Genomic DNA, 13575 nt, shown 5'->3' with positions numbered 1-13575 from the left:
CGCACTCCCCGACGTGTGCGACGTCGTGTCCGGTGCCGGGCGACCTCAAGTCACCTTCGCCGACGATCACTTACCGTCGAGCCGGCTGCGATACTTCGCCCCTGGGGCCTGTCCGACAATTCCCGTCTTCCCGGCGACGCCATGCACGTACCGGCTCGGCCCGCCCCGGTGTCGGCTGCTCCTCCTGGAGACCTACTTCAGCGCGACCCCGTCCCCCGTAGCCGTCGCCGAGCTGGTCGTCCCCGTTCCCGTGAAGTGCCAGCGCCAGGTGCCGGAGGCGTTCGCGGTGGTCGTCGTCTTCAGCTTGCCCGTGCTGTCGGTGGTCACCGTCTTGACGGTGGTGTACGTCGACGTACCGGACTTCTTGAACTGGAGGGCGACCTTCTGGGCGGCGAAGCCGACGTACGTGTTCGTGTTCCAGTCGGCGCGGGTCAGCGCTCCGGTCACCGTCAGTGTCTTGCCCTTGGCGACCGGTTCGGGCGTCGCCTGCGTCGTCGCCAGCTTGGCGAAGCGCTTGATCTTCATCGTGACGCTGCTGTCGAGCGTGTAGAAGTCGCCGTCGTACGCGCCGGCCTCCGCGTCGAGGTGCCAGGTGCCGGCCGAGCTGTTGCGGAGGTCGAAGTAGTCGTCGGTGCTGTCGGGGTCCAGGCTGTACGACCAGGTGCACTTCATGGTCGTCGACGAGGGGCGTGTGCAGGTCGATGACTTCGCGAACTGGATGTGGTCGTCGGGGCTCACCAGTTTGAACCCCATGGCGGTCCTGATGCCCGAGTTGTCCTTCAGCGTGGCGGAGGCGGTCAGCTTCTGGATCTCGCTGACGCCGACGTTGACGGTGGTCTTGCTGAAGGTCACCGAGGTGAAGGCGATGTCGCCCTTGTGGGTGTCCGCCTGCGCGGTGGGCGCGAGAAGGGCGAGCAGCGCCAGGCTGCCGGCGGTGGCGGCCGCGGCCGTACGGATGTGCATGGTTCTCCATGGGGGACAGGAACGGTGCGCCGGATCTCCGATCGTGGAGTTCGGGTGTGCAGAAGACTCCCCACCTGCGGGTTTGGTTGTACGCGCACGTCGATCGGATCCGGATGCGACCCGGTCCCGCGGATGCCGTGGTACGGCGCTACAGTTTCGCCGCTGCCGTACGGACGACGAACACGATGCCGTCCGTTCGCCTCGGGGGAGGGACGAAGCAGCCATCCATTCATCTGTGGGGGCACATTGAACACCTCTGCGCGTCGCGGATTCGCGGCGCTCACGACCGTCGCCGCACTCGCGGCCGGTCTCGTCGCCGGGCTCCCGGGCCAGGCGACCGCCGACACCGCCGGCTGGCCGGCCACGGACGGCAGGCTGCTGTACAACGGCGGCGGCTCGCTGCAGTACGTCAACCCGGACGGGACCAAGAGCGTCCAGTTCTACGAGACCGCGAACCAGGCCGCCTGGTCCGCCGACGGCAGCCAGATCGCCTACGTGAACCCCTATGACGACCGTCTCCGTACGAAGTCGTACGCCCAGGAGTCGATATCGGGCAACGACATCGTCATGCCGGCGGGCAGTGGCTGGCATCCGGTCGATCCGACGTTCTGGTACGGCGGGGGCGACATCGTCTTCACCGCCGGAAGCCGACTGCGGGTGGCCGTGGCCAACAGCGGCCGCGCTCCTCAGGCCCTGTTCGGCACCGACGTCGACGGCTGCGACTCCAAGGCCAGCGGAGCCGTCAACGGCAACCTGGCCTTCGTGCGCACCGGCACGAGCTGCTCCACCACGGGCACTCCGGCCGTCTGGGTCTACAACGGCCCCACCAAGGCGTTCAAGAAGGTGGCGTCCAACGCGGACGAGCCGAGCATGTCCCCGGACGGGCAGTCGCTGGTCTTCACCCGGACCGTCGCCGGCCACAAGCAGCTCTTCACGGTCAAGGCCGACGGGACCGGGCTGACCCAGGTCACCACGGACCCCGCCGACCACAACCGCCCCGCCTGGTCACCCAAGGGCGACCGGATCGCGTACGACACGTACTTCACCGGCAGCGCGGACACCGGCCCCAGCGGTTCGCAGATCTGGATCCACGACCTCGGCACGGGCACGGAGACACATGTGCCCATGGCCGACGGCACGGACGTGGCCTGGCAGCCGCTCCGGAAGAACGCGATCTCCCGGGTCTACGGCGCCGACACCTACGACACCAACATCGCGTCGTCCAAGTGGACGTGGAACACCCTCGGCAAGAGCGTGCCGGGGCTGATGAACGCGAGCTCGGCCGTCCTGATCAGCAAGTCGGACTCCGCGTACGCCACCACCGCGACCTCGCTGGCCGGCAAGAAGCACGGACCGGTGCTGATGACCTCCCGCACGGGCCTGGACGCCTCCGTCCAGACCGAGCTGAAGCGCATGCTGCCCAAGGGCAAGACCGTCTACCTGGTCGGCGGCACCAGCATCCTCAGCAGCTCGGTGGCGTCCAAGGTGACCTCGCTCGGGTACGTCGCCAAGCGACTGTCCGACGTCTCGCGCTACTCCACCTCGGTGGCCGTGGCCAAGACGATCACCAGCGCCCCGAAGTACGTGTTCCTGGCGACCGGCACCGACTACCACAACGCTCTCGCGGCCAGCTCCGCCGCCGGCGCCATGGGCACCTCCGGCACCGCGGTCGTGCTGCTGACCGAGGGCTCGACCATGACCGCGTCGGTGTACGGCTACCTGAACAAGTACAGCCCGAGCACGACGAAGATCATCACGGTGGGCGTCGACGCCGAGTCGGCGCTGTCCAAGGCGTACAACGGCGGCAAGCTGCCGCACTGGCCCGGCAAGTACAGCTACTACCGCTTCGGCGGCAGTCCGGCGCCGGTCGCCGCGCGGCTCGCCGAGTTCTGGTGGTCGTCGCCGTCTGACGCCGCGGTGGCCTCGGTGAACAGCTGGACCGGCGGTGTCTCCGCGTCGTCGGCGATGACCACGTTCGGCCCGCTGCTGTGGACCGACGTCACCTCGCTGACGTACGACACCAAGTGGTACATGATGCGCACCTCGGCGAGCCTGAACCACGTGGCCGTGTTCGGCGGCAATGGCTCCGTCGACGCGAAGGTGATCCCGTTGATCGGCAGGGCCATCGGCGTGGACAGCACCTACACGTACACCCCGTACTACAAGGGTGACATCCCGCAGAGCCCGGCCTCCCAGCCGCTGTCCGCGAGCACCGGCAAGCCCGTTCCGAGCCCGGACCTGGCCCCGCTCAAGGTGACGGTCTCGAAGTGACCCCGGGTCCGGGCCGCCGTCCTCCGAGGGGGCGGCCCGGACCACCGGCGGGTCAGTCAGCAGGAACAGGGCGATGCGGCGGACGCGCCACCGGTGACCCCGTCAACTGCCCCTCTGTGGAACGGATGTGAGGCGGGCGTGCGGAGGGCCGGGCCACCCGGTCCGGGAACGCGGCCCGGTGTCCGTCCGGCCCCGAGGGGTGGGCCGTTCGGCCCTATCGGTGCCGGACGGCGAAGTGATCCTCTGGCCTGGCGGCCGGGTGCCCCCGCCCACAACTCCCGTTCCCCCCGTGCGGGATGGGCCGGAGCACTCGGTACGCGCCAAGAACGGCTCCGGCCGGTACGGACCGCACCGCCCGGATGAAGGCAGCCGAACAACAGCCGGTCCTCAGGGAGGCTCCCTTGCGGCGCAGCTTCGTCTCGCTCTTCATGGTGCTGGCGATCGGCGGCACGATCGGCTCACTCGCGTACCCGGTGTTCTATTCCTACCCGCACCGCTTCGACGCGGTGAAGGCCGCCATCGCCGACCCCGGCCCCGTGGTGAGCACGCCCTGGGGACCGCTGAGCGCGGCCGACCGCGACCTCGTGGTGCAGGTGGAACTGGACGGGCTGTGGGAGACGTCCGCGGGCCGGCAGGCGGTCGAGAAGGCCCCCACGAAGGAGATCAAGGACGCGGGCAGCCGACTGGTGACCGGCCACACCGACCTCGACAAGCGGGTCCGCGAGGTGGCGAAGGACCTCGCCATCACCCTGCCGACCCAGCCGACCGCCGAACAGCAGGGCTGGCTCGCGCAGTTGACGGCGGCTCAGGACTCCGAGTACCGGCGGCTCTTCGCGAATCTGCTGCGCGAGGAGCACGGCAGGATCTTCCAGCAGCTCGCGCAGGTGCGCAGCGGCACGCGCAACACGCTGGTGCGGGACCTGGCCACGGTCACCAATCGGACCGAGCTCGCCCACATCTCGGCGCTGGAGCGGACGGGATACGTCGACTTCGAGAGCGTCGCGTCGAACGCGACGGCGTCCCCGGCCTCGGCCCCGGCCGTGCTTCCGGCGCCGTCGTCGCCGTGAGTCGCGGTGTGCGCCCCGCGGGAGCGGGGCGCACCGGGCGTTCGGGGAGCCGCGGGAGGCCGAGCGGGCGGTTCAGGGTGGCCCGGGTGGTCAGGGTGCGATCGAGCAGTTCCGCCAGGCGGTGGCCAGGGCGTCGGGTATCACCGGGATGTCGCCGCAGCCGTGCGGGCTGACGGGGAATCCGTCGGTCGCCACGTAGACCCAGCCGCTTCCCGAGTCGCGGAAGTACTTGGTGACGCTTCCCTCGTCCTGCAGGCCCACGAGTTCCGCCTGGGTGGCGCCCGCGACGGGCTGGAAGCGGGTGGCGGCGTAGCGGACGGTGCCGCACTGGCCGTAGAAGAACGCGTGCGGGACGGGCCCGATGTGTTCGAGTTGCGTTTCGTGGTGCCGGTACGCCCGGGTGACGTCGGCCTTCACCACGGCACCGGCGGTCAGGTTGCGGCAGCCCGCGACGGCGGCGGGCGAGTGGGCGGCCGCGGTGGTCGCCCGGTCCGTGGCCTTCTTCGGGGAGCCGGTGGCCGAGCCGCGGGACGGCGTGCCCGTGACGGCGGGGCTCGACGCGGGTGCCGTGCTCTCGGCGGACGCCGACGGTTCGACCGCTCCGGCCGAGGCGGCCGCGGAGGTACCGGGAGTACCGGCGGAGTTCGTGTCCGCGGTGTCCTGGCACCCCGTCAGCAGCATGATCCCGCCCGCCAGCACCACCGCCGACGTACGTCTGAGACCGGCCATGACCCATCCTCTTCTCGATCGACGAACCCGTGGTCACCCCCTGTGCGACCACGGCGGACGGCCCCTGCGCACGGGCCGTCGGCTCTGCCCCACAGGACAGCACGAGACGGCCCGCCAGTTGCAGCGGGAAGCATGCGGGACGGTCTCGATTCCGCATACGCGCGTGCGGTCCGGAACCGGGGTGGCCGCCCCCGTCGGGCGCCCGGACGTCCGGCTGTCCGCCCTCGCCGGGAACGGCCGGAAGGACCTCGGCGGCGGTGCCGGCGCGGGTTCGATTTTCGTGACATATTCCGGGCTGCGCCGTACGGCCCGCGGCAGAAACCCTGCCGCCCCAGCCGGCCGAATATCTGTGGCAGCGACATGAGAAACGGGCGTCGGGCGCGATGAGAATTTCTTGATCGACAGGCGGGCCGAGATTTTCAGCCGCACGGAATCGGCGGCGCCATGCTACTGTCGATAGCAGTTGCAGTTGTGGTTCCCAAAACTTGCGAGCATCCACCCTGTTCTTACCGGGTGGAGTTCTTTTGTATCTCCGGTCGTTTTCCGGCGGGGCAATCATCACGGCGACGCGGGCTCCGCACAGTGTGGATCCCCAGCACCGTCCCGAAGGAGAATTGACATGGCTACTGGCACCGTGAAGTGGTTCAACGCGGAAAAGGGCTTCGGCTTCATCGAGCAGGACGGCGGCGGCGCCGACGTCTTCGCCCACTACTCGAACATCGCCAGCTCCGGCTTCCGTGAGCTCCAGGAAGGCCAGAAGGTGTCCTTCGACATCGCTCAGGGCCAGAAGGGCCCGACGGCGGAGAACATCGTTTCCGCCTGACACCCGCACGTACGGCGTAGCTGGGGCCCGCACCTTGGGGTGCGGGCCCCAGCTCGCGGCGTTTTTCGGCGCGAGCCGGGGCCTGCCCGTCGGGGCGGACCCCGGCGCGTTCGACCCCCGACCGGGGCTCCGGCTTCCGGCTTCCGGCTTCCGGCTTCCGGCTTCCGGCTTCCGGCTTCCGGCTTCCGGCTTCCGGCTTCCGGCTTCCGGCTGATCTTTCCGCAGCGTCCCCCGGCCTCCTGCCGCCGACGCCCGAGATCCACGCCCCGCCCACCGCCCGGTCGACCGTCCGGCCCACGCCTGATCCGCCCGTGATCCGCTCCTGAGGCCCGCCGGTCCGATCCGGGTCACCGCGTTCCACGCACCACCCACGGACCGTACGCACCGTTCCCGCTCGGACGCCCGTCCCGGGTCCGCGCACGATCCATTTTCCGCACCACCCGCCATTCCCCCGCATTACGGGATGGCGCGCTTCCCAGGCATCACATCCCGCGAGAGTTCCGCACCGATCGCATTCGGTACGAAATTCCGCTCGGCTCGTTCTCGCAATTCTCTGCGCTGCTCATTCGCTGCGGGAATTCCTTGATACGCGCCCCGGTCAAGGAAGGTTCCGCATGAACCGCACACGCACGAACGATCGCTTCAGCCGCACCCGCACGGAAGGCGCCGGCATCCGCAAGAGCGGCGGCCGCTTCGGGGCCGGTTCCGCCGGCCGGTCCGGCGCTCCCGGCCGGTCCGGCGCACCCAGCCGCTCGAAGGGCTACGGACGCCAACAGCTCTCACCGCAGGGCGAGTTCGCACTTCCGGTGACGACCACCCCCGCTCTGCCGGCCGTGGAGGCGTTCGCCGATCTCGACCTGCCGGCCCCGTTGCTGGCGGCGCTCGGCCACGAAGGCGTGTCCGTCCCCTTCCCGATCCAGGCGGCGACCCTGCCGAACACCCTGGCGGGCCGTGACGTGCTGGGCCGGGGCCGCACCGGTTCGGGCAAGACCCTGGCCTTCGGCCTCGCACTGCTGGCCCGTACCGCCGGCCGGCGCGCCGAGCCCCGGCAGCCGCTCGCCCTGATCCTCGTGCCGACCCGGGAACTGGCCCAGCAGGTCACCGACGCGCTCACCCCGTACGCCCGCTCCCTGCGGCTGCGGCTGACCACCGTGGTCGGCGGCATGTCGATCGGCCGACAGGCCGGCGCGCTGCGCGGCGGGGTGGAAGTCGTCGTCGCGACTCCGGGACGGCTCAAGGACCTCATCGAGCGGGGCGACTGCCGGCTGGACCAGGTCGCCATCACCGTCCTCGACGAGGCCGACCAGATGGCCGACATGGGCTTCATGCCGCAGGTCACGGCACTGCTCGACCAGGTGCGTCCGGAGGGGCAGCGGATGCTGTTCTCCGCCACCCTGGACCGCAACGTCGATCTGCTGGTCCGCCGCTACCTGAGCGACCCGGTGGTCCACTCCGTGGACCCGTCCGCGGGCGCGGTCACGACGATGGAGCACCACGTGCTCCACGTGCACGCCGCGGACAAGCACCGCACGACCACCGAGATCGCGGCCCGCGACGGCCGGGTGATCATGTTCCTCGACACCAAGCACGCGGTGGACCGGCTGACCGAGCACCTGCTGAACAGCGGGGTGCGCGCCGCGTCCCTGCACGGCGGCAAGTCCCAGCCGCAGCGCACGCGGACCCTGGACCAGTTCAAGACCGGGCATGTGACGGTCCTGGTCGCGACCAACGTCGCGGCCCGCGGCATCCACGTCGACCAGCTCGATCTCGTGGTCAACGTCGATCCGCCGAGCGACCCCAAGGACTATCTGCACCGCGGCGGCCGTACGGCCCGTGCGGGCGAGTCCGGCAGCGTCGTGACCCTGGTGACGCCCAACCAGCGCCGGGACATGAGCCGTCTGATGGCCGCCGCGGGCATCAACCCGCAGACGAGTCAGGTGCGTTCGGGTGAGGAAGAGCTGAACCGCATCACCGGCGCCCAGGCCCCCTCGGGCGTGCCGGTCGTCATCCGCGCGCCGGTGACCGAGCGTCCTCGCCGCGGCGCCTCCGCCGCCTCCCGGGCCCGGCGCGGCCGCTCCGGGCAGGGCCGGTCCACCGGTTCCACCGCACGCCGCTCCACCCAGCAGTAATCCGGACCCGACGGCGGCAGCGCTCCGCACCACACCCATCCGCAGGAGGCACCCTTTGACGCTCGTTCAGACGCAGCAGTGTTTCGTGGGCTCCACACCGGCCTTCCTCGCCGACCCGGGGGACACCTCCGGGCCGCGGGTGGGGGGCGACATGACGGTCGAGGTGGCCCTGGCCGTGATGGAGAGCGCCCGCGTCGGGTGCCTCCTCGTGTGCGACGAGGACGACCAGCACACGGACTCCGTGACGAAGGCCCAGCTCGCCGTCGTGCGCGACGGCTCCGCGTACACGGACCGCGTCCGCCTGCGGGACGTCCTCGGCCTCCGCCACGCCACCCCGGGCGCCCTCGCCCTCGCCGGCTGAGCGCCCAGCCGTCCCCTCCCGTTCGACCCGGCCCCGACCGGCACTCTCCCGTCACTTGTGAGGCTCCATGCGCTGTGTCATCGCCCGCTTCCCCTTCGACCTCACCAAGAGTGGAGTCCTGGAGTCGATGAAGGGGATCAAGCCCGAGCCGATCACGGGTGAGTCCGTGATCATCGGCCGCTGCCACTATCCCGTCAAGCAGGTCGGCGAGATCATCACCCGCCAGGACCGCCGCGACTTCACGGGCGGGGAGGTGACCCGGGCCATGGCCCGGCTCGGCTTCACCTGCCGCACCCCCGAGCCGGCCGCGCCCCCGCGCGCGCTCACCCCGCTGCAGAACGCCTCGTCCCTGCTGGGCGGCCCCGCGCCGCTCGGACACTGAGGACGTCCGCGTACGTCAGGACACCATGAGGGCCCCGTCGACACAGGTCGGCGGGGCCCTCGTCGTCGCGTTCCCTTCGCCGCGTGCCGCACGCCGCGCCCCTCATCGCTGCGTGCCGCAGAATTCGCAGGCCTCGAACACTCAAAATCTCACTTTGTCACGGTAGACATCGACGATTTGCGTCGTTAGGGTTTCTTCCGTAGACATCGCCGTTCCGGCACGCATCGACACCGGCCCGGCAAGCGTTCGATCCAGAGGAAGGACCGAGGAAGCAGACGCCATCAGGATCGCCCCACCCGCGACGCATCACGGTCGGGGTGAGGCAAGAGCCCGGAATGGAAGGTGGTTCCAGGTCACGCGTACGCGATCCCCGCTCACCCGCCCGTCACCCGGGCCCGGTAGCGGAAACAGACGGTCGGCTCCGCGATAGAGCCGGCAGATGGTGTTCAATTCCCTCGGGGCCCTGGTGCCGTACGGCATCGGGGCCCCTCGACGCGTGCCACAACGAGGTGAAATGACAGCGGACACTCCACTCAGTGGTCGTCTCGACGACGACGACTATCCCGCGTACACGATGGGCAGGGCCGCCGAGATGCTCGGCACGACGCCCGGTTTCCTCCGGGCCATCGGTGAGGCCCGTCTGATCACTCCGCTCCGCTCGGAGGGCGGCCACCGCCGCTACTCCCGCTACCAGCTGAGGATCGCCGCCCGCGCGCGGGAACTCGTCGACCGGGGGACCCCGATCGAGGCCGCTTGCCGCATCGTCATCCTCGAGGACCAGCTCGAAGAAGCCCAGCGCATCAACGCCGAGTACCGGCGTGCCGCGCAGGCCGCACCGGACGGAGCCGACGCGGGCTGACCGCGCCCCGCCCGGAGCAGAGGTGCCGCCCGCGCCCGGACCCGCGGCGCCGGACCGTCCCCCGTCCGTCACCCCGATCGCCGATCGGCCCGCGGGGGTGGCGTGTTCGCGACCCGGTCGGGGATCGCGTTGACACGGCGGGTCGCCCAGCGTTGACTGACAGACGGCGTACTGCCCATTCCTCCGGTGACCGTGGCGGCCGTGATCAGCACGGTGACGCCCTTCCGGAGCGCCCCGCCCGATCGGCACCGCCGGTCGACACCACCGGTCGTCGCCACCGGATCGCCCTGCGCGCCCGGCCGGTACGACGCACAGGAAGCGGCACACGATGATGTACGACCAGTCACGCGCCCAGCAGCCCGCGGACAAGCAGCCCGGTTCGGCCGGGCGGCGCGTGCCGGGCCCGGAGCCGCTGCTCGGGGCGGACGAGCGGGCCGAGCTCACCGGGCGTCTCAACCACGCCCTCAACACGTTCGCGCACAGCCCGCTGGAGGCGCTGGAAGAGGCCGAGACCGCGTTCGACGAGGCCGCGGCGCAGCTCATGAGCGCTCTCACCGAACGACGGCGCGCCCTTCACGAGGGCTGGCACGGCCAGGACCCGGAGACCCAGGGCGAGGAACTGCGGCACGCGCTGCGGCAGTACCGCGAGATGACCCAGCGGCTGCTGCGCATGTGAGCACGCGCTCGCCCCCGGTTCACCCCCTCCGTCTCCCGCCCCCGGTCACCCGGCCGGTGCTGCCCTGTTCTTCCGACTCCGGTGCTGCCCCGGGTCTTACGGTCCGGTGACGTGGCGGGCGTGGTGCTGCCGCCGGACCCGCAGTCGGTCCTAGCGTGCCTTCCATGCGTGTACTGGTCACCGGCGGTGCCGGGTTCATCGGACGTCATGTCGTCGCGGCCCTGCGGGCGCGAGGCCACGAGGCGGTCGTGTTCGACCTGCGGGAGGGACAGGACGTGCGGGACGCGGCGGCCGTCGCGCAAGCGCTGTCCGGCGTCGACGCCGTGTGCCACCAGGCAGCGATGGTGGGTCTGGGCGCCGGGTTCGCCGACGCGGTCGACTATGTGTCGCGCAACGACCTCGGCACGGCCGTGCTGCTAACCGGGATGGCCGACGCGGGGGTACGGCGGCTCGTGCTCGCCGGTTCGATGGTCGTGTACGGGGAGGGGCGCTACGTCTGCGGACGGCACGGTGTGGTCCGGCCCGGGCCGCGGGCCGTCGCCGATCTGGACGCGGGCCGCTTCGAGCCCGTATGCCCGCTCTGCGGCGCGGAGTTGGCGCCCGGTCTGGTGGGTGAGGACGCTCCGCTCGATCCGCGCAACGTGTACGCGACGACCAAGCTCGCCCAGGAACACCTCGCGGCGGCGTGGGCCCGCTCCACCGCCGGCACCGCGGTGTCACTGCGCTATCACAACGTCTACGGCCCCGGGATGCCCCGCGACACCCCGTACGCGGGCGTCGCGTCCTTCTTCCGTTCCGCGCTCGCCCGCGGTGAGGCCCCGCGCGTCTTCGAGGACGGCGGACAGCGGCGCGACTTCGTCCACGTGACCGACGTGGCCGCCGCCAACGTGGCCGCTCTTGAGGCGGGTTCGCCGGACGGGGCGCTCGCCGTCTACAACACCGGCAGCGGCGATCCCCGTACGGTCGGCGAGATGGCCCGGGCGCTGGCGGACGCGTACGGGGGCCCCGAGCCGGTCGTGACCGGGGAGTACCGGCTGGGCGACGTACGGCACATCACCGCGGACTCGGCCCGGCTGCGGGCGGAGCTGGGGTGGAACGCGGAGACCGGATTCGCCGAGGGGATGAAGGAGTTCGCGACCGCGCCGCTGGGCGGGTGAGCGGGACGGAGCCGGGCGGGGAGCGCCACGGGGACCAGGGCCGGGAACGACACGGGGACCAGGGCGCGGGGCGGGGCGGGGAGTGGGGCCGCGGGGGCGGTGCTCACACCCCCGCCATCGGCAAGGTGACCTCGAAACGGCAGCCGCCGGGGACGTTGTGGACGGCGGCCATGCCCCGGTGCGCCTCCACGATGCCGCGGACGATCGCGAGCCCGAGACCCGCCCCGGCGGGCGGCGTACGGGCATGGGTGCCGCGCCAGCCGGTGTCGAAGACCCGCGGGATGTCCTCCTCCGGGATGCCCCCGCAGCCGTCGGTGACGGACAGGACCACGCCCGCGGCCGAGCGTTCGGCGGCCACCGCGACCGTTCCGTCGGCGGGCGTGCGGCGGATCGCGTTGACGAGAAGGTTGCCGAGGACCCGGCTCATCTCCTTGCCGTCCACCTCGACCGGCACCTGCTCGATCCGGCTGCCGACCAGCCGCACACCGTGCTCGCGGGCCAGCGGGTCCGCGCCCGCGAGGGCATCGCCCACGAGGTCGTACACCGAGACGCGGGAGGGGGAGAGGACGAGCGCGCCGGCGTGGATCCGGGAGAGTTCGAAGAGGTCTCCGACCATGTCGTTGAGGCGTTCCACCTCGGTGCGCATCTGGCGCAGATAGCGGTTCGGGTCCGCCGCCACCCCGTCCTCCAGGGCCTCCGACATCGCGCGCAGACCGGCGAGCGGGGTGCGCAGGTCGTGCGAGATCCAGGCGACGAGTTCGCGGCGCGAGGTCTCCAGGGCCCGCTCGCGGTCACGGGACTCGGCCAGCCTGCGGCTGGTGTCCGCCAGTTCGCGGCTGAGCGCGGAGAGTTCGGCGGTCGTCCGGCCGGTGGGAGCCGCGAAGGCGCCGCCGTCGCCGAAGGACCGGGCGGCGAGGGTCAGCGCCCTGCTGCGGGCCACGACCCAGCGGCCCAGCAGCAGCGCGGTGACCAGGGAGACGACGGCCGCCATGGCGACCACCGTGGTGACCACGCTCAGGTCGTGCGGCGACAGGAACATCGCCCACGCCACCGCCAGGGTTCCCGCGAGCATCGCGCACACCGCGACGGCGACTATGACGGCGAGGGACGCGGTGAGCGAACGGTGCCGGAGGATCCGGAGGGCGCCCGCGCCCAGGAGGCCCGCCGCGGCGGCGCCCAGGAAGGCGTACAGAGCCATGACCGCTATGTCGTTCACGAGCCGCTCTCCCTCACGGTCGCGGGATGTCCCCGTCCGGGCCCGGCGGACCCGCCCTCCGATCCCGTGACGTCCGATCCCGTGGTGTCCGATCCCGCCTCGTCGAAGCGGTAGCCCACGCCCCACACCGTCTGGATCAGGCGGGGCCGGGCGGGATCGTCCTCGACCTTGCCGCGCAGTCGGCGTACGTGGACGGTGACCGTCGAGAGGTCGCCGAAGTCCCAGCCCCACACCTCGCGCATCAGGTCCTCACGCGCGTACGCGCGGCCGGGGTGGCGCAGGAAGAAGGCGAGGAGGTCGAACTCGCGCAGGGTGAGCGCGAGTTCGGTGCCGTTCTTGGTGGCGCGGCGGGCCGACGGGTCGACGGCGAGCCCGGCCGCGTGCAGCGGGCGGGCGGCGGCCACCGGCCGGGTCCTGCGGAGCACGGACTCGACCCGCAGGACCAGTTCCCGGGGGCTGAAGGGCTTGGTGACGTAGTCGTCGGCGCCGACCTCCAGGCCGAGGATCCGGTCGTCCTCGTCGCCGCGCGCGGTGAGCATGATGACCGGCACGGGCCCCTGGGCACGCAGCCGGCGGCACACCTCCAGGCCGTCCATGCCCGGCAGCATCAGGTCGAGCACCACCAGGTCGGGCCGGTGCGCGGCCGCACGGGCGAGCGCGGCGATGCCGTCCGCCGCCCGGTCCACGCGGTACCCGGCGCGTTCGAGGTACCCGGAGACGACCTCGGCGACGGTCGGATCGTCGTCCACGACGAGCACACGGGTGGACGGGGCGTCCTCGGGCCGGTCCGGAACGGTGGCCGTGCTCGGCGTCGGTGCGGGACCTGGGGATTCGGGCGGTCGATCCATGGATCCAGCGTCCCACCCGGACCGGTCCGGTGCGGCTCCTCCACTCCGACGTCCGAGTTTCGTAAGGACATGAAGTCCGCTATATCCCTTTCGC

The 13575-nt window shown here is 71.4% G+C and carries 13 protein-coding genes; 9 read left to right on the top strand and 4 right to left on the bottom strand.

Going from position 1 to position 13575, the window contains the following annotated elements; translation table 11 throughout:
- Window positions 1-192: 192 nt before the first annotated feature.
- Window positions 193-963 carry a calcium-binding protein gene (locus tag ACZ4TO_RS24435; protein WP_468025197.1) on the bottom strand — a complete coding sequence of 257 codons (771 nt, stop codon included), beginning with the start codon at window positions 961-963 and terminating at the stop codon, window positions 193-195.
- Window positions 964-1209: 246 nt separating this feature from the next.
- On the opposite strand from ACZ4TO_RS24435, the gene ACZ4TO_RS24430 reads away from it, so the two are divergent.
- Together ACZ4TO_RS24430 and ACZ4TO_RS24425 are read left to right on the top strand one after the other, a co-directional pair.
- The gene (locus ACZ4TO_RS24430; RefSeq protein WP_468025196.1) at window positions 1210-3234 is read left to right on the top strand and encodes a cell wall-binding repeat-containing protein; all 2025 of its coding nucleotides are present in this window, start codon (window positions 1210-1212) and stop codon (window positions 3232-3234) included.
- Window positions 3235-3635: 401 nt separating this feature from the next.
- Window positions 3636-4301 carry a DUF4142 domain-containing protein gene (locus ACZ4TO_RS24425; RefSeq protein WP_468025195.1) on the top strand — a complete coding sequence of 222 codons (666 nt, stop codon included), beginning with the start codon at window positions 3636-3638 and terminating at the stop codon, window positions 4299-4301.
- Window positions 4302-4391: 90 nt separating this feature from the next.
- On the opposite strand, the gene ACZ4TO_RS24420 is transcribed toward ACZ4TO_RS24425, so the two are convergent.
- Window positions 4392-5030 carry a hypothetical protein gene (locus ACZ4TO_RS24420; protein WP_451075309.1) on the bottom strand — a complete coding sequence of 213 codons (639 nt, stop codon included), beginning with the start codon at window positions 5028-5030 and terminating at the stop codon, window positions 4392-4394.
- Window positions 5031-5649: 619 nt separating this feature from the next.
- On the opposite strand from ACZ4TO_RS24420, the gene ACZ4TO_RS24415 reads away from it, so the two are divergent.
- The 7 genes from ACZ4TO_RS24415 to ACZ4TO_RS24385 all read left to right on the top strand — a co-directional run bounded on the left by ACZ4TO_RS24415 (window position 5650) and on the right by ACZ4TO_RS24385 (window position 11417).
- Window positions 5650-5853 (top strand): cold-shock protein, encoded by a 204-nt coding sequence (locus tag ACZ4TO_RS24415; protein WP_103550103.1) that lies wholly within the window; start codon window positions 5650-5652, stop codon window positions 5851-5853.
- Window positions 5854-6467: 614 nt separating this feature from the next.
- A complete protein-coding gene (locus ACZ4TO_RS24410; protein WP_385042692.1) occupies window positions 6468-7982 on the top strand; it encodes a DEAD/DEAH box helicase in 1515 nt (504 codons plus the stop codon).
- Between the two features lie 55 nt (window positions 7983-8037).
- Entirely contained in the window at window positions 8038-8343 is a 306-nt protein-coding gene (locus ACZ4TO_RS24405) for a CBS domain-containing protein (RefSeq protein ID WP_382783638.1), read from the top strand.
- A gap of 67 nt (window positions 8344-8410) precedes the next feature.
- Complete coding sequence (locus ACZ4TO_RS24400; RefSeq protein WP_382783635.1) at window positions 8411-8725, top strand: SCO5918 family protein; 315 nt, start codon at window positions 8411-8413, stop codon at window positions 8723-8725.
- 514 nt (window positions 8726-9239) lie between these two features.
- Window positions 9240-9584: a MerR family transcriptional regulator gene (locus ACZ4TO_RS24395; RefSeq protein WP_382783632.1), complete on the top strand. Its 345-nt coding sequence runs from the start codon at window positions 9240-9242 to the stop codon at window positions 9582-9584.
- A 331-nt stretch (window positions 9585-9915) separates the two neighbouring features.
- Window positions 9916-10260, top strand: coding sequence for a hypothetical protein (locus tag ACZ4TO_RS24390; protein WP_382784258.1), 345 nt, complete (start codon window positions 9916-9918; stop codon window positions 10258-10260).
- A gap of 164 nt (window positions 10261-10424) precedes the next feature.
- A complete protein-coding gene (locus ACZ4TO_RS24385) occupies window positions 10425-11417 on the top strand; it encodes an NAD-dependent epimerase/dehydratase family protein (protein WP_468025194.1) in 993 nt (330 codons plus the stop codon).
- A 103-nt stretch (window positions 11418-11520) separates the two neighbouring features.
- On the opposite strand, the gene ACZ4TO_RS24380 is transcribed toward ACZ4TO_RS24385, so the two are convergent.
- A complete protein-coding gene (locus ACZ4TO_RS24380; RefSeq protein ID WP_468025314.1) occupies window positions 11521-12615 on the bottom strand; it encodes a sensor histidine kinase in 1095 nt (364 codons plus the stop codon).
- A 14-nt stretch (window positions 12616-12629) separates the two neighbouring features.
- The gene (locus ACZ4TO_RS24375; RefSeq protein WP_468025193.1) at window positions 12630-13481 is read right to left on the bottom strand and encodes a response regulator transcription factor; all 852 of its coding nucleotides are present in this window, start codon (window positions 13479-13481) and stop codon (window positions 12630-12632) included.
- Window positions 13482-13575 lie beyond the last annotated feature (94 nt).

It is taken from the genome of Streptomyces sp. NPDC028298, assembly GCF_055565895.1.
This window is presented reverse-complemented; position numbering and strand designations above follow the sequence as displayed.

Bases quoted from the DNA above. Each gene is read 5' to 3' on its own strand.
- ACZ4TO_RS24410 (WP_385042692.1), top strand. From the start codon at position 6,468: ATGAACCGCACACGCACGAACGATCGCTTCAGCCGCACCCGCACGGAA.
- ACZ4TO_RS24380 (WP_468025314.1), bottom strand. From the start codon at position 12,615: ATGGCTCTGTACGCCTTCCTGGGCGCCGCCGCGGCGGGCCTCCTGGGC.
- ACZ4TO_RS24435 (WP_468025197.1), bottom strand. From the start codon at position 963: ATGCACATCCGTACGGCCGCGGCCGCCACCGCCGGCAGCCTGGCGCTG.
- ACZ4TO_RS24415 (WP_103550103.1), top strand. From the start codon at position 5,650: ATGGCTACTGGCACCGTGAAGTGGTTCAACGCGGAAAAGGGCTTCGGC.
- ACZ4TO_RS24420 (WP_451075309.1), bottom strand. From the start codon at position 5,030: ATGGCCGGTCTCAGACGTACGTCGGCGGTGGTGCTGGCGGGCGGGATC.
- ACZ4TO_RS24385 (WP_468025194.1), top strand. From the start codon at position 10,425: ATGCGTGTACTGGTCACCGGCGGTGCCGGGTTCATCGGACGTCATGTC.
- ACZ4TO_RS24375 (WP_468025193.1), bottom strand. From the start codon at position 13,481: ATGGATCGACCGCCCGAATCCCCAGGTCCCGCACCGACGCCGAGCACG.
- ACZ4TO_RS24390 (WP_382784258.1), top strand. From the start codon at position 9,916: ATGTACGACCAGTCACGCGCCCAGCAGCCCGCGGACAAGCAGCCCGGT.
- ACZ4TO_RS24395 (WP_382783632.1), top strand. From the start codon at position 9,240: ATGACAGCGGACACTCCACTCAGTGGTCGTCTCGACGACGACGACTAT.
- ACZ4TO_RS24400 (WP_382783635.1), top strand. From the start codon at position 8,411: ATGCGCTGTGTCATCGCCCGCTTCCCCTTCGACCTCACCAAGAGTGGA.